The organism is Rhodococcus sp. NPDC049939, assembly GCF_040656415.1.
Taxonomy (GTDB): domain Bacteria; phylum Actinomycetota; class Actinomycetes; order Mycobacteriales; family Mycobacteriaceae; genus Rhodococcus_F.
The window spans coordinates 451,534-470,319 of record NZ_JBFAMC010000002.1 but is presented as its reverse complement, the minus strand read 5'-3'; the positions used below and the strand labels follow the sequence as shown (position 1 = coordinate 470,319).

The following is an 18,786-nucleotide window of genomic DNA, read 5'->3' as shown; positions in this document are numbered from 1 at the left end:
CAATAGCGAGGAGGAGCATGAAACGCGACATCCACGGCACAACCCAACCCAATGTCGGCAGCGTTGCCCGTGATCATCTCGCCAACGAGAGGACATACCTGGCGTGGTTGCGAACCGGCATGAGTGTCGCGGCTGTGGGCGTCGCGGTCGCAAAGTTCGCCCCGGATAGGGGCGGCCACGCGGTAGCTTCCGGCCTCATCCTCGTCGTTGCGGGACTGCTGGTGTCGGCCTATGGGACCTTTCGGTACCGGAGCGTCGGCCGCCAAATCGATGCCGGAGTCTTCGCGCCCGCGGTGTCCGGCGCGATCGGCACTGCAGGCGTCGTGATCTTTCTTGCCGCCATCGCCGTCGTGATATTGATCTGACGCTCGAAAGAGCACCACGAACAGCTCGGCCGCAGTCGATCAGACGATCCGTAGCGTCGTGGCGTTCTAGGATGTGCCCTCGGAGAGACGAGATTCGGCAGCGGCGAGCAGTACACACGTCGCCACACCGTTCATCGACTTGTCGAGTTCCTCCATCGAAGGGAAGCTGGGCGCAAGGCGAATGTTCTTGTCTTCGGGATCAATTCTGTATGGGAAAGCCGATCCTGCGGCGGTCAGTGCGATCCCCGCATCCTTGGCGAGAGCGATGACACGCTTCGCGGTACCCTCGACGACATCCAGGCTGACGAAGTAGCCACCCTTCGGCTCCGTCCACGAGGCCACTTTCGATGCCTCGAGTCGATCCTCGAGAATCTTGTGTACCAGCGCGAACTTCGGAGCCAAGATCTCTCGATGTTTCTCCATGTGCGCACGCACTCCCTCGGCGTTTCCGAAGAAGCGCAGGTGTCGCAACTGGTTCATCTTGTCCGGTCCGATACTCTTCTTGCCCAAGTGCTTCTGGTACCAGGCGAGGTTCGCGCTGGAGCCGCCCAAGAAGCTGACACCCGCGCCGGCGAATGTGATCTTGGACGTCGACGCGTAGACGAGCGGACGATTCGGATGCCCGGCCTCCGCAGCCATGCCGAGGACGTCCAGTGATGGCGCCACCTCACCGACGATGGGGTGTACCGCGTAGGCGTTGTCCCAGAACAGGCGGAAGTCGGGAGCTGCGGCAGGCATGGATGCCAGGGCCCGGACCACTTCCTCCGAGTACACGACGCCAGTGGGGTTCGAGTAGTTCGGGACCGCCCACATTCCCTTGATCGCTGGATCCTCTGCAACCAGCTTCGCGGTGATGGCTACGTCAGGACCGTCGGGACGCATCGGCACCGGAATCATCTCGATGCCATAGGACTCCGTAATCGAAAAGTGGCGGTCGTACCCGGGTACCGGGCAGATGAACTTGACCTTCGGCTCCTGAGACCAGGGCCGGGGGGAGTCCGGGTTGCCGTGCAGCAGCGAGAACACCACCGAGTCGTGCATGATCTCGAGGCTCGCATTGCCTCCTGCAAGGAGGTTCTCGACGGGGATCCCGAGCAGTTCACCGAAAATCGCACGCAGTTCGGGCAGGCCAGCCAAGCCCCCGTAGTTGCGGCAGTCTGTTCCGTTGCCATCGCGGAAGTCGCCGTCGCCGGGAAGGCTCAGCAGTGCAGCCGACAAATCCAACTGTTCGGGGGACGGCTTGCCTCGGGTGAGGTCGAGTGTGAGCTTTTCCGCCTTCAGCTGCGCGTAGTTCGCAGTCTGTCGCGCATGTTCGGCAAGTAGTTCCTCATGACCCATCAACCCGATCTGGACTTGTTTAGGCATCAGGAGCGGCCTTTCACCGACATCGCCGGGAGGAGTATCCAAAAGATCAGGGGACCCCGCGCACCCGGCAGAGCCCGTTGACCCTTGCTGCCTTCCGGCCCTGGGGGAGTTCACAGGATGCGCGCCGCGCGGGATCCAATACAAAGTGTAGACGCACCCATGCGCTCGGTGAGACCCACCCTGGTCCTGCCACGAAAGTTTCGGCGCCTACCACAGCCAATGCTACCGTCCCCCCTCATTCGGCCACCTTCGGCAGCAAGAGGATCGGGACGGAATCAGGATGTACTCGAATAGCGCAGCACAGGCAATGGCGCTCGCCGCCGTCGTGGCAACACTGTCGGCATGCGGTGGCGGCAGCGATGAAGCGGACACCTCGTCAGCGGTGAACTGGGACACGGCGCAGCCGTGCACGTTGGCCGATGAGACGTCGCTGGCCGCGCTGATCACTACCGGTGCCGGCGAAGGTGTCACCGCCGAGCGCGAGGACCGCCGGGCCTGTACCTGGGGGACGGCAGAGACCTTGAACACAGTGACGATCACCACGGCCGGCTCATCGGATCCCGGCAACTCGTTGCGCACCCTCGACGTCGGTGGACTCGAGGGCCGAGTTCTCGCCGAAAGCAAGTACCACTGCGTCCTCGAGGTCACCACCGATGCGGGCACGCTGTCGATCGAGACGAAGTTCGGCCTCGACGCGATTACGAACCCCGACAGGTCGTGCGACCGTTCAGTCAGTCTGGCAGCGCACGCGCTCAGCGAGTTGAACTGGATCTAGCACGCGCGGTCACCTGGCCGTTTAACAGTCGGCCGCCGTGTTGGGTATGCTCCTGCACGGAGGATTCGCCTAGTGGCCTATGGCGCTCGCCTGGAACGCGGGTTGGGTTAACGCCCTCAGGGGTTCAAATCCCCTATCCTCCGCTCTCGGGAAACCCCCGGTGAACTGCCGCGCAGCAGTTGGCCGGGGGTTTCTTTCCGTCTTCATGCAGCGCGAAGCGTCCGTCCATGACCACCGCGCTGGGTGAGGTCATGCGGCCGGCTATCGACCAGGCGATGTGAGCTGTGCTGTAGAGCCAGTTCCAAATGTCAGACCTAACGAGCGTCACCTTTCAGGAAGCCGCGTCTCCCACACCGACCTCAACACGTACGTCCATCGCTTATGAGCAAGATTCAATGTGGAATCAACGGCTTGGCCCGAGGCTCTAGCTGGTGGCGTAATCCTATGCAGTGCAAGGCATAACGGAAGCGGTGGGTTGCATCGAACTTCATGATCGCACTTCTCCAGGTCGTAGGTTCGAGTAGTCGGGATACGCAGATCACAACATCTCAGACGCCAAAAAGGCTTCTGCCCTGCCGGAATTCGAATCCTCGCCGATCCCCTGATCCACGGGTAGTTCGCGATCCCAGCTCACCGATCCGGGCCCAGCGCCGCCCCCAATCGTGAGATCGAACGAAGCACACTCCCCCACTTCAACCAGCCTGGACAAATGTCCACATTGTTCCGGTTTGTGCCGTACAGTCCTCACCCGAGCAAGAGGTCTGTTTGGTTCCGAACGATCGATGCCCCGCGCGTACCCGTGGAGATGTCGGCCCACCGTCGACTTCTCCCTGAACGAAGGAGTCCGAGCACGATGCCGCACACCTATGTTGCCCCGCCTGGCCGTCGCAGCACCCCCTATATGGAGTCGCGCATCCGACTGCGTACAGCCGGGCTCGCCGCAGCCCTGACGGCGGGCCTGATGCTCACGGCCGGACCAGCCGCGCACGCCGAGACCGTCACCATCCCCGTCGGTGAGGGACCGCGCGGCGTGGCGATCACCCCCGACGGTGACCACGTCTACATCACCAACATGGACGACGACACGGTGTCGGTAATCAGTACTGCAGACAACTCCATTGTCGGCACCATCAACGTCGGCGACGGGCCGTACGGTGTGGCGATTACCCTCGACGGCGATTACGCCTACGTCGCCAACAAGAATGACAACACGGTGTCGGTGATCGACACCGCCACCAACGACGTCACCGGAGACCCGATCGAGGTCGGCAATGCACCGTGGGGGGTCGCCGTCGCCCCCGACGGTGACCACGTCTACGTCACCAATGACAGAGACGGCACGGTGTCGGTGATCGACACCGCCACCAACGACGTCACCGGAGACCCGATCGACGTCGGCGACGGGCCGTTCGGGATTGCGATCACCCCCGACGGTGACGCCTATGTCGCCAACGATGAAAGAGTGGTGGTGATCGACACCAGCACCAACCTCGTCACCGAGACAGTCAACATCGGCGACGGGCCTGCAGCGGTAGCGATCACTCCTGACGGCAGCCGCGCCTACGTCACCAACATCGAATACGACACGGTCTCGGTGATCGACACCAAAACCAACCTGGTCACCGCATTCCCGATCAATGTCGGCGGGTATCCGGTCGGAGTGGCCTTCACGCCCGACGGCAGCCGCGCCTACGTGACCAACAACGCTTTCGACACGGTATGGGCGATCGACACCGCCACCAACCTCGTCACCGGAACCCCCATCAACGTCGGCGCAGGGCCAACGGGGATAGCAATCACTCCCGACGGCACCCGCGCGTACGTCACCAACCGCTTCAGCGACTCGGTATCGGTAATCGAGATCGAGCAGGCGACGTCGCCCTTCGGCAGCCTCGGCTCCTTGGGCTCGTCCTGACGGCACGCTCCACACCACGAAAGGCAGTGCTCAGCGCACAGGTGTCGAAGACCCAGCTGAACGCGAATGTCGAGACGGCCACACAGTGGCCCCGATCGAAGGATCGGGGCCACTGTCGTTTTCCGTCGGGATCGGCTGCGTTACGAACCGCCTGTCGTGATCGGGGTGCCCGCGGAGTCGAGGGTCCACCACACGTCCCCGACGGCCTGCCCGAAGGCGTCGCCTGGCTGGGTGTCGTCCTGGTAGCGGTAGACAGGGCGGCCGTTGACCGTTAGCTGATGGGTGCCTTCCTGCGCCGGGATGGTGTCGATGACGACACCTTGCAACCCCTCGACCGTTGGGTTTTCGGTGACGCTGGTAACCGGTATCCAAGCCTGGAGGCACGCGCCCTCGCAAGAACTAACACCTGAACCCACTTCGTCCATGTCGAACACGTAGACGGTCATGCCGCCGTTCTCGACCATGACCTCCCCAAATGTGGTCGCGCCCATCTTCAGCACAGGCTCGTCCGCCAGCGCTGGTGGCGACGTGGGCGTGGGCGATACCGGGGCATCTCCGCCTGTAGTTCCGCTGTCGAGGGCGTCAAAGGCGCAACTCGAGATGGTCAGGCTGGCGGCGATCGCTGCCACTGCCCAAATTCGTCTCATGGCAAGTCCTCATTCTGTGCAACTGCGATGGAGCGAGCCGCCGGGGAGCCTGCACGAACCCGCGCCTCCAGTTCACCTCGAGTTGGTCGACCGCGCCAGCAGTTCGAGTGATGTAATCCACACCGAGGCCCGGAAGTGCTCGTTACCACCGATCTCGGACTCCAGTCGGGTGGCACCTGACGCGCGTATTGATTCAATACGCAAGTAATGTTCCAAACATGCGTGAACGTCGATACTCGTCAACCAGCCCAGAACACCTGGCCGCAGCCCTGTTCGATGTCGCGGCCGAGTCCGGTCTGGAAAGCGCGAGCGTGCGCGAGGTCGCAAAGAGGGCCGGCGTTTCCATCGGTGCCGTGCAGCATCACTTCTCCACGAAGGACCAGATGTTCGCGTTCGCTCTGCGTAGCCTTGTCGACAAACTTCTGGCACGGCTGTCGACGGTCGACCGGGGTGCAGACCCGATACAGGCACTGCGCTCTGCCATGCGCCAACTTCTTCCGCTCGACGAAGAGAGGGTGCGAGAGGCACACGTCATGGCCGCGTTCGCGGTTCGGGCGGCCACGTCACCATCTCTTTCCGAAATCCGCCGCCATACCTTGTTCACCATCCGCACCCGCCTGTCCGCCATGCTGATCGACATCGGCACTCCGGAACCGGAAACCCGTGCAGCACTTCTCCTCGCCACTGTCGACGGTCTTTCACTCGACGCGATCGGCAGCCCGGAGCTGTGCCCGCCCGAGTACCTCGAGCACGCACTCGACAATCAGATTGCCATGATTCTGCAGGACGCCGAGTTCCTGTCGCCGTCGATCGAGCTCGCCAGTTGACCCCTCGGCCAATGTCGCATCCTTCTCGTCAGAGCGAACCGCCCCCACACAGACAGTCGGGGGCTGGACGCTTCGCGCCAAGCCCATCCGGGGATCTCCATCTCGGGAATCTACGGACGGCGCTGCTGGCGTGGCTTTTCGCCCGGTCCACGGGGCGGCGCTTTCTGATGCGCATCGAGGATCTCGACCGCGTCCGCGATGGCGCTCGGGAGCGACAGCTTTCCGACCTGACCGAACTGGGCCTCGACTGGGACGGCGAAGTGGTGTCGCAGTCGCATCGACTTCGTCATTACGACGACGCAATCGCAAGGCTCCACGCCGCCGGCCTCACCTACGAATGCTTCTGCACGAGAAGGGAAATTCTCGCGGCAGCCTCCGCCCCCCACGCACCGCAAGGCGCCTACCCAGGGACGTGCCGCAACCTTACGCCCGACGAACGCATGGCCCGGGGTTCGGGCGGGCGGACACCTGCCCTGCGACTGCGAGCAGACGTCTCATCGTTCACCGTCAACGACGTCATGCATGGCCGATACACGGGATTGGTGGACGACCTGGTCCTGCGTCGCGGTGATGGAACACCCGCCTACAACCTCGCGGTCGTAGTCGACGACGCCGAACAAGGAATCGATCAGGTGGTACGAGGGGACGATCTGCTGTCGTCTGCACCACGACAGGCATACCTTGCCGAACTGCTCGATTTGCCGACACCCACCTACGCGCACGTCCCGCTTGCCCTGAACGAAGAGGGTAAGCGTCTGGCAAAACGAGATGGTGCCGTAACACTCGAGCAACTGAAAGCGTTGGGACGCAATCCCGATCAGGTGCTCCACATTCTGACAACGTCACTGGGGCTCACGGTTCAGGATGAGTCCGTGAACCACGACCTGCTTCTCGATCGCTTCGAACCCGGCGAGCTGCCACGTGAACCGTGGGTCATCAGACCCCCCACATCCTGACAATCGTCGTCGACGCAGACGGGCACACCGACCGCCGTAGACAACAACTCCAGAATTGTGCAGACGAAGGGAAGCGAGTAAAGGATTAGCCGAGTAGTGTCTATGTGTCATCCGCGAGCACTCAACTCTTGCTGAGGGAATCACATGTCGACTGGTGGAAAAGATCCGAACGAGGAACCCGACAGCGGCCAGGAAGATCGTCCTTCACAGGGCACTCCACCACCGCCGGACGGAAACTACCCACCTCCGCCGCCACAGATGCCACCGCCCGGCGCATATCCGCCCCCACCCGGCAGCTACCCCCCGCCGCAAGGCCCGCCGCCTGGCGGAAACTATCCGCCGCAGGGTAACTACCCACCTCCACCGCCACAAATGCCACCGCCCGGCGGGTATCCACCACCCCCACCGTTGCCGAATTACGGCTATTCCGAACAGATATCGGGCGGATTCTCGGTAGGCTCCGCGATCGGTTACGGCTGGAACAAATTCAAGGACAATGCGCTCGTCTGGGTCGGCATCATGCTGATCGTGGTCCTCATAGAGATCGCGCTGAGCATAATTTTCGGTGGATTGGGTGCGACGGCCGACACCAGCGGGGCATCCTCAGTGTGGCGCATCCTCAGCACCATCGTCACCGCCATCATCGGCTACCTGATCAACGCAGCACTCGTACGGGGTTCACTGAGGGAACTCGACGGAAACAAGCCGTCCTTCGCTACATTCTTCGAATTCACGAACGTCGGCACCATCATCATCGCCAGCTTGATCATCAGCGTGGCCACAACCATCGGGTTGTTCCTATTCATCATCCCGGCATTGATCGTGATCTTCTTTACGTGGTGGACGCTGCAGTTTGTCGTCGACCAGAACCAGGATGCGATCAGCGCCATCAAATCCAGCATCACAGTGATCGCGAAGAATATCGGCCCAGTGCTGCTGCTGGCACTCGCCCTCGTGGGCATCAACATCATCGGGCTGCTCCTCTTCGTCGTCGGACTTCTCGTTTCGATTCCGATCTCGATCATCGCCTCGACTTACGCCTACAGGGTGCTCACAGGCCGCTACGTCTCGGCCTGACGTCCACACGGGTGAGCGCACTTTCGCCTCTCGGCGAGTGCGCTCACCCATTTCCGAGTCCCACCAGTTGAGTCGCTCACACCCCTGCGTAAGGTTCTCAAGCGGTATCCGACAATCAAGACTCGCGATTCGAGGGGGATTTCATGACCACTGGCGGATTCGACCCGAACCAGGCGCAACCACCGTACGGCGGGCAACAGCAGTACGGGCAACAGCAGTACGGGCAGCAGCAGTACGGGCAGCAGCAGTACGGGCAGCAGCAGTTCGGCGGACAGCCTCCGCAGTACGGTTCTGAACAGCAGTTCTACACGCGGCAGTTCGCAGCGCCGGACTTCGGCTTCAACTCGTCCACACCGGGTGAGCTGCTCCCCCGCATGGCGGCGCGGTTGATCGACAGTTTCATCGTCGGTATCCCGACAGGAATCATCACTTCTGTGATTACGGCGTCCCTCGGCGGACTGATCGGCAGTCTCATCGGCGCAGTCATCAGCGTGGCGGCAGTGGTCTGCTACTTCGTGTTCCTCGAGACCACGCGCGGGCAGACCCTCGGCAAGCAACTTCTGGGCCTGCGCGTCGTAGGACCGGAGGGCGGTCTGCCCACCCAGCAGCAATCTCTGACCCGCAACGGCTTCTTCTTCCTCAGTGCGATGGGCGCGCTCCCGATCATCGGCTTGTTGTTCGGGTTCATCGGGTTCGTCCTCATGATCGTGCTCTCCGTAACCATTGCCAACAGCCCCACCAAGCAGGGCAAGCACGACGAGATTGCGGGCGGCACGCGCGTCGTCAAGGTCTGACGGGTCCACTTCACCGCATCACCTGCGGGTGAACGTACCCCGCCACCGAAGCAATCGGGCAAACGGTACGTTCACCCGCTACCTGATTCGCGCACGCGTACCCACAAGTGCTTGGATGACGGCGTGACAGCCATAGATCAGCAGACCAAGCAACCCGAACACGCGACATTCGCGCATGTCAGCCGGAGCTACTACCCCGCGATCGTCGCACTCTTCACCGCGACCCTGCTGATCTCGAATATCAGCGCGACGAAGGGCGTCGCATTCCTCAGTGATGCCTCGCTGACCATCGGTCCGCTGCAGATCCTGCCGATCATCACCGACGGCGGGTTCTTCCTCTTCCCGCTCGCCTACATCCTCGGCGACATTCTCAGCGAGGTTTACGGCTTCAAGGCAACCCGGCGGGCGATCTACCTGGGCTTCGGCGCCCTGATTCTGGCCGCCATCTGCTTCTGGATCCTCATCGAACTGCCGCCCGCAGACTTCTACGAGAACCAGGAAGCCTTGGCGTCCGTCGTCGGGGTGTACCCACGACTGCTACTGGCCGGGCTAGCCGCCTACTTCGTAGGCCAGATGCTCAACTCGCTGACGCTTGTCTTGATCAAGGAGCGCACCAAGGAAAAGCACCTGTGGGCGCGGCTCCTAGGCTCCACCGTCGTCTCTCAATTCGCCGACACCCTGATCTTTTGCGCCATCGCCGCCGGCGCCATCGGAATCAATACGTGGAGTGACTTCATCAACTATGTGATCGTCGGGTTCCTGTGGAAGACCCTGGTGGAGGTGCTGGTCATGCCGATCACCTACCGCGCCATTTCCTTCATCAAGAAGCGCGAACCCACCTACCGGCTCTGACCCGCTGCGTGAGGTGGCAGAACGTACTCTGCCACCTCACCGTCGGTAGTAGCGACCGAGAGTTTCGGCCTTGAACTCGGCGAAGTACCCGCCGTCGATGCTGTCGCGGATCTGATCGACCAACCGCACGGTGAAGCGTTCATTGTGGATGGTGCACAGCGTGGCCGCGAGCATCTCCTTGGCCTTGAACAGGTGGTGCAGGTAGGCACGGGTGTAATTCGCACAGGTGTAGCAGTCGCAGTCCGCGTCGATGGGCGTGAAATCGCGACGGTACCGACTGGTGTTGATATTGAATCGACCGTCGGGGTGATAGATCGCCGCATTGCGGGCGACGCGTGACGGGTTGACGCAGTCGAAGGTGTCGGCGCCGTTCTCGATGGCAACGAAGAAGTCGTCAGGCTCGCTGATACCGAGCAGGTGCCGCGGCTTGTGCTCGGGCAACTCCTCGTTGCACCAACGGATGATGGTGCCCAGGTTCTGCTTCTCGAGCGCGCCGCCGATGCCGTATCCGTCGAAGCCGCGGCCGCTCTCCCCGGTTATCGACTCCAGTCCCCGACACGCCTGCCTGCGCAAGTCCTCATACTGAGCGCCCTGGACGACCCCGAACAGCGCTTGATAGGGCCGGTGGGTGCGCTCGGCTGTGAGCTTCTCGTGCTCGGCGATGCAGCGTTCTGCCCATGCGTGCGTCCGCTCTACCGATTGTTCCTGGTATTCGCGGGTGTTCAGAAGAGTGGTGAGTTCATCGAACGCGAACATGATGTCGGCGCCGAGTTGGTGTTGGATCTGCATCGACACCTCGGGCGTGAACCGGTGCCGTGAACCGTTCAGGTGAGACTTGAACGTGACACCGTCCTCGTCGACCGTTGCGAGTCGTTCCTTGCCCTCCGCTATCACATCGTCGGACTGCACCCCGACTGCTTCCATCGCGAGGACCTTCTTGAAGCCGACGCCCAACGACATCACCTGGAATCCGCCGCTGTCGGTGAAGGTCGGGCCGTCCCAGTTCATGAACCTACCCAGACCCCCGGCCTCGTCGACGATCTCCGGGCCGGGCTGTAGGTACAGGTGGTACGCGTTTGCGAGCAGTGACTGCGCGCCTAGTTCCTTCATGGCCTCGGGTAGCACGGCCTTGACGGTCGCCTTGGTGCCGACGGCAACGAACGACGGAGTTGCGATATCGCCGTGTGGGGTGTGGATGGTGCCGGTCCGGCCCAGTTGCCCGTCGAGCCTGGTGTTGACGGTGAAGAACGGATCGGGCGGGGTCGGCACTTCGGAATTCACGAGGTGTATCCAATCACGCGCGGCGTTCCCGGCGACACACCACTGCGTCACCCGAAGTGCAGGTACAGCACCGAGACACTCGCGCCCTACCGTCCAAGATCAAGACTTACACTTCGGCGCCGGCAAACTGGCTGTTGTACAAGCGGTAGTACGAACCGCGAGCAAGTAACAGATCCTCGTGGCTGCCCTGCTCCACTATCCGTCCGTCCTCCATTACGACGATCACATCCGCGTCACGGATGGTCGACAATCGGTGGGCGATAACGAAACTCGTGCGGTCACTGCGCAGTACTGCGGACGCGTGCTGCACGAGCAACTCGGTGCGTGTGTCGACAGAACTCGTCGCCTCGTCCAGGATCAGGATCGACGGCTGCGCGATGAATGCTCGGGCTATGGTGATCAGCTGCTTCTCGCCGGCGCTGATGTTGTTGCCCTCTTCGTCGATGACGGTGTCGTACCCATCCGGAAGCGAGTGGACGAACCGGTCCACGTAGCTCATGCGCGCGGCCTCGAGGATTTCCTCCTCCGTGGCATCAGGCCGCCCGTATGCGATGTTGTCGCGGATGGTGCCGCCGAACAGCCACGCGTCCTGTAGCACCATGCCTGTGCGGGAACGCAGGTCGTCGCGGGATATTTCCGCGATGTCGACGCCATCCAGGAGAATCTTGCCTCCGTCGAGATCGTAGAACCGCAGAAGCAGGTTCACGAGGGTGGTCTTGCCGGCGCCAGTGGGGCCGACGATCGCCACCATCTGCCCAGGCTCGGCGACCAGCGACAGGTTCTCGATCAGCGGAGAGTCCGCACTGTAGCTGAACGACACGTCCGAGAATTCGACGCGCCCACCTGCGGAAACGCCCGCGTCTTCCAGGCCGGACAGCTGCGGAGCTTCGAGAAGATCTTCGGCCTCTTCGTCTTCGTCGAGAACAGCGAACACCCGCTCCGCGGATGCCACGCCCGACTGCAAGAGATTCGCCATCGCCCCGATCTGGGTGAGGGGCTGTGTGAATTGTCGGGAGTACTGAATGAACGCCTGCACGTCACCGAGGGTCATCGTGCCGGACGCCACGCGCATACCACCGATGACGGCGATGGCCACGAAGTTGAGGTTTCCGAGGAACATGATCGAGGGCATGATCATGTTGGAGAAGAACTGAGCCCTGAAACTGGACTGGTAGAGCTGCTCGTTCTTCTCCTGGAAGCGGGCCTCCACTTCGCGGCTGCGGCCGAACACGGCGACCAGCTCGTGTCCCGTGTACGCCTCCTCGATCTGAGCGTTGAGCTCACCGGTCGTCTTCCATTGCGACATGAAGTGGGGCTTGGACCGTTTCGCGATCAATGCGGTCACCACGACCGAGAGCGGCACCGTCAGCACCGCGATCAACGCGAGTAGCGGCGAGATGACCATCATCATCACGAAAATGGCGATCACCGTCATCACCGACACGAGCAACTGGCTCAACGTCTGCTGCAACGACTGCGAGACGTTGTCGATGTCATTGGTGACTCGGCTCAACAGATCCCCACGAGCGTGGGAGTCGAAGTAACGCAACGGAAGCCGATGAATCTTGCGTTCGACCTCTGCTCTTAGGTTCCTCACGACGCCCTGGACGATGATGTTGAGCAGGAAACCCGACAACCACATCAAGAGCGCGGACCCCAGATACAGGGCCAGCACGATTGCAAGGACCCGACCGAGAGCACCGAAGTCGACACCCATGCCGGGCACGACGTTCATGCCGGACACCATGTCGGCGAACGTATTCTGGCCGTTTGCCCGCAGTCCTTCGATGGCCTGTTCCTTGGACAGCCCGGCAGGCAACTGCTTGCCGACGATGCCGTCGAAGATCACATTGGTGCCCTGCCCGAGCATTCTCGGTGCGATCGAGGTGAGCACCACCGAGATGGTGGCGACCAATAGGACGACCCCCACGGCGAATCGGTGCGGGCGCAGTCGCCCGAACAGCCTCTTCATGGAAGGCCACAGATCGTCGGGTTTGGACGCGGGTGGGGCAGCGGCCGAACCCGGCATGCGCGGACCTATCGGACGGTTGGCGGTGGCTGCGCTGGTGCGATCGCTCATAGGGCTTCCTCGACCGATCGTTGGGATTCGACGATCTCGACATAACACGGGCAAGTGGCGAGCAGGTCGTCATGCGTTCCGATACCGACGACGGCGCCGTCCTCGAGGACGACGATTTGTTCCGCGTCGATGATGGTGGACACTCGCTGCGCGACGACGATGACGCACGCGTTCGCGGTTACCGGTTTGAGCGCCGCACGCAGTCGAGAGTCCGTGCCGAGGTCGAGGGAGGAGAAGGAGTCGTCGAACAGGTAGATCGACGGTCGGCGAACCAATGCCCGCGCGATGGCGAGTCGCTGCCGCTGACCACCCGAGACAGTTGTGCCGCCTTGAGCGACAGGAGTGTCGAGACCCTCGGGCATGGCACGTACGAAGTCCGCGGCCTGTGCGATCTCGAGGGCCTGCCACAGTTCCTCGTCAGTGGCGTCGGGTTTGCCGTACCGCAGGTTGGTGGCGACAGTGCCCGAGAACAAGTACGGCCTCTGCGGAACCAGGCCGATCTCGGACCGCAAGGCGTCGAGGTCGTAGCGTCGAACATCGTTGCCTGCGACCGAAACAGAACCCGAGGTGGCATCGATCAGACGCGGAATCAGCGACAGCAGCGTTGTCTTTCCTGAACCGGTGCCGCCGATGATGGCAGTGGTCTTGCCCGACTCTGCCTTGAAGCTGATGTCGCGAAGCACCGGTTCTTCGGCACCAGGAAACTTGAACTCGGCATTGCGTAGTTCGACCGCGCCGGACTTCGAAACAGCGGTCACGGGTTCGGAGGGCGGGACCACGGTCGACTCGGTCTCGAGGACCTCTCCTATGCGTTCGGCGCTCACCGCGGCACGTGGGGCCAGCATCGCGATGAAGGACGCCATCATCACGGCCATGAGAATCTGCATGATGTAGGTGAGGATCGCCGTCAGTGAGCCGATCTGCATGGTGCCGTTGTCGATCTGGTGACCACCGAACCAAATGACAGCAACACTGGTGAGATTCGCGATCATCATCACCACAGGGAACATGAGCGCGGTGAGACGACCGATCCGAAGTGCAGTTTGGGTGAGTTGCTCGTTCGCTGTGCCGAACCGCTCTATCTCGGAGCGCTCGCGAACGAACGCCCGGATCACCCGGATACCGGTGATCTGCTCCCGCAATACGCGATTGACTCCGTCGATGCGCTTCTGCATCTCCCGGAACGCCGGCACCATTCGGGAGATCACGAGCGCCATCGCCAATGCGAGGACCGGCACCGTGACGGCCAATATCCACGCGAGACTCGCTTGCATCCGAATCGCCATCACGATGCCACCGATAGACATGATCGGTGCCGTCACAAGGATTGTGCAGCTCATCACGACGAGCATCTGTACCTGCTGAACGTCGTTCGTGTTGCGCGTGATCAGCGACGGCGCACCGAATCGGCCGAATTCTCGGGACGAGAATGTGCCGACCTGGTGCATCACCGCCGCTCGCACATCACGCCCGAAACCCATCGCTGCACGTGCGGCGAAGAACACCGATCCGATCGAGCACGTGATCTGGACGACGGTGACCAGGAGCATTGTCAGGCCGGTCGTCAGAATGTACGAGATGTCGCCCTGCGTGACGCCGTAGTCGATCAAATCGGCGTTGAGGCTGGGCAGGTACAGGGCAGCTGACGTCGAGACCAACTGGAACAGGACCACCGCCGTCAACTCCCGCTTGTACGGGCGAAGGTAGGTGGTCAGCAGGGATCTCAGCATGCGCGGAGCCGATCAAGGGTCATCATGGTGACCGCAGGTTATCAAGAGAAACGGACAACAGCGCGTCAATTGACAGTTGACCGGGCACCCGGAAATCGACCGGGCAAAGAGACCTGTGCGCCTTTCCGGGTCACCATACGGCTACCGGAAAGGCGCACGCGGCGTCACTTACCTAGTCACTTACCCAACCGGACCGGCTGCAGCGGTTGTTGGCTGTCCGGAAGGTCCTTCCTCAGCTTCTCGCCCTCGATGTCGACGTTGGGGAGAATCTTGTCCAACCAGGCCGGAAGCCACCACGCCTTGTCTCCGAGCAATGCCATCACGGACGGGATTATCACCATGCGAACCACGAAGGCATCGAAGAACACAGCCGCCGCCAAGGCGAACCCGATCGACTTGATGAACGTGTTCGGCTCCGCGATGAATGCCCCGAAAACCGAGATCATGATGATTGCCGCAGCGGAGACCACGCGGGCACCGTGGTTGAAGCCGACTGTGACGGCTTCCTTCGCGGTTGCACCGTGGACGTACTCCTCCCGCATCCGCGTCACCAGGAACACCTGGTAGTCCATCGCGAGACCGAACACCACACCGATCAAGAAGATCGGCATGAAGCTGACGAGCGGTTGCGGGTTCGATGTGATGCCGCCCCAGCCCTCCTGGAACACGGCGACCGTGGCACCGAATGTGGCCGCCACACTGAGGAGGAATCCGAGGGTGGCCGTCAGCGGAACCACTACCGAGCGGAACACCAGCAGCAGCAGAATGAACGCCAGACCGACCACTACCGCGAGATACGGGACCAGCGCCTCCAGCAGCCTCTCCGAGACGTCGCCCTCCAGCGCTGTCTGACCAGTGACGCCATAGTTGACACCGATCGAATCATGCAGACCGGCCTCTGCCCCGCGGAGGTTGTTGACGAGGTCCATGGTGGCCGGATCACTCGGAGCGCTGTTCGGCGTCACCAGGATCTGCGCCGTGTCACCGGCCTGGTTTGTGGCGACGATTTGCGCGTTTGCCACGTCGTCCTGAGCAGAAATGGTATTCAGGACCTCACCGAACGCCTGGGCGGCCGGAACCGTGGCACTCTGGGCGTCCACGACCACCAGCAGCGGTCCATTCTTTCCTGGCCCGAAGCCCTCGCTCACCAGATCGTAGGCCTGACGCGCGCTCGTCGCCGGATCGGCGGTGCCTTCGTTCGGCAGGGCGAGATTGAGCCCTGCGGCCGGCACGGCGACTGCACCCAGAACCACGACGCCGGCGATAAGCGGGACCGCTGGACGGCGAACCACCGCACCGATGAAGCGCTGCGCGAAGCTCGGCTTGTCCGCGTCAGCCTCGATGTCGCGGCTGCTCAGGAATGGGATCTTCCCAGCAAACGCCTTGCGCCCGAACAGCCCGAGGATGGCGGGCAGCAGGGTCAGCGCGATGCAGACGGCGATGAATACCGTGAACGCGGCGGCCGCACCCATGTCGGACAGGAATGAGATCCCGACAACACGGAGCGCGATCAGCGCGATGATGACGGTCAGGCCGGCGAACACCACGGCGGAGCCCGCGGTACCCACGGCGCGTCCCGCGGCCTCCGAACGGTCCTCGGTCAGCGTGAGTTCATGCCGGAACCGGGAGACGATGAACAATGAGTAGTCGATGGCGACGGCCAGACCGATCATGATGGCCAAGGTGGGCGTCATCGAGCTGAGGTCGGTGAACCCGGTGGCGACTGTGATGCCGAGGCTGCCGATCCCGACGCCGATGATCGCGGTGATCAGCGGGAGTCCAGCGGCGACGAGCGATCCGAATGTCAACATGAGAACGACGGCGGCAACGCCGATACCGACAAGCTCGGAAGTGCCGCCCGGCGGCTCTGCCTCGTTGGCGGCGGAGCCGCTGACCTCAACGGTCAGTCCGGCATCTCGGCCGGCATCGGCCGCGGACGCGATCTGATCCCGGAGGGCCTGGCCCACGTCGCCCAGGTCGCCCTTGAACGGAACCTCGACGTAGCCGACGGTCTTGTCGGGGCTCAGCGGCGACAGAGCCCGGGCGTTCGCGATGGCGTCCTCGACGCTGAGCCCTTGGTCCGCCGCAGTTGCCGTCGCCCTGCCGACGAATTGTTCGTCTGCCACGACCGGGTTCACCAGCGCCATGGCCGCAGCGGGCCCCTGGGCAGTCGCCGGGTCGACCTTCGCAGCGTCTTGGACCTGGTCGATGCCTCGCACCTTGGCGAGCACCGCGTCCATCGCCTGCTGATTCTGCGGGCTCTCCAGGGTCTGCCCCTCTGGAGCGGCGAAGACGAACCGTGCACTGACGCTGTTCATCGGATCGTCACCGGCTGCCTGGGGGAAGCGCTCGGCCATCAGATCCTGCGCCTGTTGCGCGGGGGTTCCCGGGATCGAGAACGCTTCTTTGGTCGGCCCCGACAGCGTCGCTGCCCCGACGCCCATGAGCACCAGGATCACCAGCCAGACGCTGAGGACCGCGCCTTTTCGCCGGTAGGCGAACTTGCCGATCCGGTAGAGATAGGTGGCCACGAAAGGCTCCTTCTGAGTCAGTCTTACGAATTGATGGTCGGAGCAGCAGGGTTAGGGCGGCGGGAGTCCCTGCCGGAGTTGGCGTATCGCCTCTCGCACAAGTTCTTCTGGCCCACTCGCACCGGACTTGCCGCCCATCCACAGGTCGAACGACGCCCTTACCGCCGCTCCGACCGCCATGTACAGCAGGTTCGGATAGAGGTCCGTGTCGATGTCGGTGCCCGTCCGCTCGGCGATCACCTCACCGATGAGGCGAGTGACCCTGAGGTGCACCTCGAGTTTCTTGGCGAGCAGCGAGGGGCTTGACTCGACGAGTTCCACCAGCGCGGCGGTTTCTTCGAGCGATCTCTCGTGATTGGTGACGATCTGGACCACCACATGCTCGAGGGAGTCCCAGATCGGCTCGTCTGCGGGGCGCGCCCTCAGCAAACTCACCCAGTCGTGGACCGACTCCTCGAAATGGGCAAGTACTGCTTCTTCCTTGCTGGAGAAGTAGTTGTGAAATGTCCGAGGCGAGACCCCTACCTCCGACGCGATGGCGTCGGCGGTGACGGATTCGATGCCCGATACGAGGGCTAGGCGTGCGGCGGCACCACTGAGGGCGGCGCGTGTAGCCGCCTTCTTGCGGCCGCGTAGCCCGATCTCTGAAGTCACCACACCGACGGTACAGAAGTTGCAGACTTCTGCAAATTTTCTCTTGCCCGCAATTTTCATGGCTTTACCCACACTCGGTGACGAACAGTGTCCCCGGTCACAGGCGAGTTACGGTGGGGCATGACCGACCCGCCGCTCCGGCCATCGTTTCAATCGGACGAAATCGACAGGTCTGCGCTCGACGGACTCGTCGCCACCCTTGACTTGCAGGTCGAGATTCCCGGAGTCCAACGACTGCGCAAGTGGTCACATGACGCCCTGCGTGTTCGACCGGGCGAGCGCGTTCTCGACATCGGTTCGGGCACCGGATCCGAGACGCGGGTTCTCGCCGAGGCAGTTGCCGCTTCCGGCCGAGCGATCGGCCTCGACTCCAATCCTGGAATGGTCGCCGTTGCCCGCGAGCGGGCACAGGAATTGAACTCGAACGCGCAGTTCGATGTCGGCGACATCTACGCACTTCCCTTCCCGGACGGCAGCGTCGACGCCGTATGGAGCGAACGGGTGTTCCAGCACCTCACCGATCCGGAACGGGCAGCCGCCGAGGTGGCGCGCGTGCTGAAACCGGGGGGTCGGGCAATGATCTCCGACAGCGACCTCGGCACGTTGATCATGCATCCCGGTGATCCCGCCGTGGTGGAACGAATCATGCAGAACTATCTCGAAGACTTGGCCAATCCGCACTCCGGAGTACTGCTTCCCGGGCTCTTCGATGCAGTCGGTCTCACCGTGCAGGACTCAGACTCGCAGGCTTTGATCCAGCACACCGGCGATGCCAACGACCCCTTCCTGCAGATCATTACCGGGTGGCCCCTCTCCCGCGGCGCGATCACCGACGCAGAACGCTTTTCGCTGCTAGAGCAGTTGAACTTCGGCGCCAGCAGCGGTGACCTCAACGTGTCCTTGACGATGTTCGCGTACCTGTTTCAAAAGCCCTGAC

At 62.5% G+C, this 18,786-nt stretch carries 16 protein-coding genes, 1 tRNA gene and 1 other RNA gene; 10 read left to right on the top strand and 8 right to left on the bottom strand.

Annotation, left to right across the window (positions count from 1 at the left end):
• Window positions 1–17: 17 nt before the first annotated feature.
• The gene (locus AB0I57_RS11565) at window positions 18–365 is read left to right on the top strand and encodes a DUF202 domain-containing protein (protein WP_358334508.1); all 348 of its coding nucleotides are present in this window, start codon (window positions 18–20) and stop codon (window positions 363–365) included.
• 66 nt (window positions 366–431) lie between these two features.
• Here the strand turns inward: AB0I57_RS11565 and AB0I57_RS11560 are convergent, their stop codons facing one another.
• Entirely contained in the window at window positions 432–1,730 is a 1,299-nt protein-coding gene (locus AB0I57_RS11560; RefSeq protein WP_358334505.1) for an aminotransferase class I/II-fold pyridoxal phosphate-dependent enzyme, read from the bottom strand.
• A 45-nt stretch (window positions 1,731–1,775) separates the two neighbouring features.
• An RNA gene (ffs, locus tag AB0I57_RS11555) (signal recognition particle sRNA small type) lies at window positions 1,776–1,870 on the bottom strand.
• A gap of 140 nt (window positions 1,871–2,010) precedes the next feature.
• Between ffs and AB0I57_RS11550 the strand changes: the two genes are divergently transcribed.
• The 3 genes from AB0I57_RS11550 to AB0I57_RS11540 all read left to right on the top strand — a co-directional run bounded on the left by AB0I57_RS11550 (window position 2,011) and on the right by AB0I57_RS11540 (window position 4,420).
• A complete protein-coding gene (locus tag AB0I57_RS11550; protein ID WP_358334502.1) occupies window positions 2,011–2,505 on the top strand; it encodes a hypothetical protein in 495 nt (164 codons plus the stop codon).
• 58 nt (window positions 2,506–2,563) lie between these two features.
• A tRNA-Ser gene (locus AB0I57_RS11545) sits at window positions 2,564–2,648 on the top strand.
• A gap of 710 nt (window positions 2,649–3,358) precedes the next feature.
• Window positions 3,359–4,420 carry a YncE family protein gene (locus AB0I57_RS11540; protein ID WP_358334499.1) on the top strand — a complete coding sequence of 354 codons (1,062 nt, stop codon included), beginning with the start codon at window positions 3,359–3,361 and terminating at the stop codon, window positions 4,418–4,420.
• Window positions 4,421–4,560: 140 nt separating this feature from the next.
• On the opposite strand, the gene AB0I57_RS11535 is transcribed toward AB0I57_RS11540, so the two are convergent.
• Window positions 4,561–5,067, bottom strand: a complete 507-nt coding sequence (locus AB0I57_RS11535; protein ID WP_358334496.1) for a hypothetical protein — start codon at window positions 5,065–5,067, stop codon at window positions 4,561–4,563.
• Window positions 5,068–5,285: 218 nt separating this feature from the next.
• Between AB0I57_RS11535 and AB0I57_RS11530 the strand changes: the two genes are divergently transcribed.
• The 5 genes from AB0I57_RS11530 (at window position 5,286) to AB0I57_RS11510 (ending at window position 9,573) form a co-directional block, all read left to right on the top strand.
• Window positions 5,286–5,894 carry a TetR/AcrR family transcriptional regulator gene (locus tag AB0I57_RS11530; RefSeq protein WP_358334494.1) on the top strand — a complete coding sequence of 203 codons (609 nt, stop codon included), beginning with the start codon at window positions 5,286–5,288 and terminating at the stop codon, window positions 5,892–5,894.
• Between the two features lie 11 nt (window positions 5,895–5,905).
• Window positions 5,906–6,850, top strand: a complete 945-nt coding sequence (gluQRS, locus tag AB0I57_RS11525) for a tRNA glutamyl-Q(34) synthetase GluQRS (RefSeq protein ID WP_358334491.1) — start codon at window positions 5,906–5,908, stop codon at window positions 6,848–6,850.
• Between the two features lie 144 nt (window positions 6,851–6,994).
• Window positions 6,995–7,927: a hypothetical protein gene (locus tag AB0I57_RS11520; protein ID WP_358334489.1), complete on the top strand. Its 933-nt coding sequence runs from the start codon at window positions 6,995–6,997 to the stop codon at window positions 7,925–7,927.
• Between the two features lie 143 nt (window positions 7,928–8,070).
• Entirely contained in the window at window positions 8,071–8,721 is a 651-nt protein-coding gene (locus AB0I57_RS11515; protein ID WP_358334486.1) for an RDD family protein, read from the top strand.
• Between the two features lie 123 nt (window positions 8,722–8,844).
• Window positions 8,845–9,573: a queuosine precursor transporter gene (locus tag AB0I57_RS11510; RefSeq protein WP_358334483.1), complete on the top strand. Its 729-nt coding sequence runs from the start codon at window positions 8,845–8,847 to the stop codon at window positions 9,571–9,573.
• 36 nt (window positions 9,574–9,609) lie between these two features.
• Here AB0I57_RS11510 and tgt read toward each other — a convergent pair whose 3' ends face one another.
• The 5 genes from tgt to AB0I57_RS11485 form a co-directional block, all read right to left on the bottom strand.
• Window positions 9,610–10,854 carry a tRNA guanosine(34) transglycosylase Tgt gene (gene tgt / locus AB0I57_RS11505; RefSeq protein WP_358334480.1) on the bottom strand — a complete coding sequence of 415 codons (1,245 nt, stop codon included), beginning with the start codon at window positions 10,852–10,854 and terminating at the stop codon, window positions 9,610–9,612.
• A gap of 106 nt (window positions 10,855–10,960) precedes the next feature.
• The gene (locus tag AB0I57_RS11500) at window positions 10,961–12,934 is read right to left on the bottom strand and encodes an ABC transporter ATP-binding protein (RefSeq protein ID WP_358334477.1); all 1,974 of its coding nucleotides are present in this window, start codon (window positions 12,932–12,934) and stop codon (window positions 10,961–10,963) included.
• Window positions 12,931–14,664, bottom strand: a complete 1,734-nt coding sequence (locus AB0I57_RS11495; protein WP_358334474.1) for an ABC transporter ATP-binding protein — start codon at window positions 14,662–14,664, stop codon at window positions 12,931–12,933. The genes AB0I57_RS11500 and AB0I57_RS11495 overlap by 4 nt, the downstream gene beginning before the upstream one ends.
• A 176-nt stretch (window positions 14,665–14,840) precedes the next feature.
• Entirely contained in the window at window positions 14,841–17,195 is a 2,355-nt protein-coding gene (locus AB0I57_RS11490; protein WP_358334471.1) for an MMPL family transporter, read from the bottom strand.
• Between the two features lie 51 nt (window positions 17,196–17,246).
• Entirely contained in the window at window positions 17,247–17,849 is a 603-nt protein-coding gene (locus tag AB0I57_RS11485) for a TetR/AcrR family transcriptional regulator (protein ID WP_358334468.1), read from the bottom strand.
• A 120-nt stretch (window positions 17,850–17,969) separates the two neighbouring features.
• Here AB0I57_RS11485 and AB0I57_RS11480 point away from each other — a divergent pair, with 120 nt between their 5' ends.
• Complete coding sequence (locus tag AB0I57_RS11480; protein WP_358334465.1) at window positions 17,970–18,785, top strand: methyltransferase domain-containing protein; 816 nt, start codon at window positions 17,970–17,972, stop codon at window positions 18,783–18,785.
• Window position 18,786 lies beyond the last annotated feature (1 nt).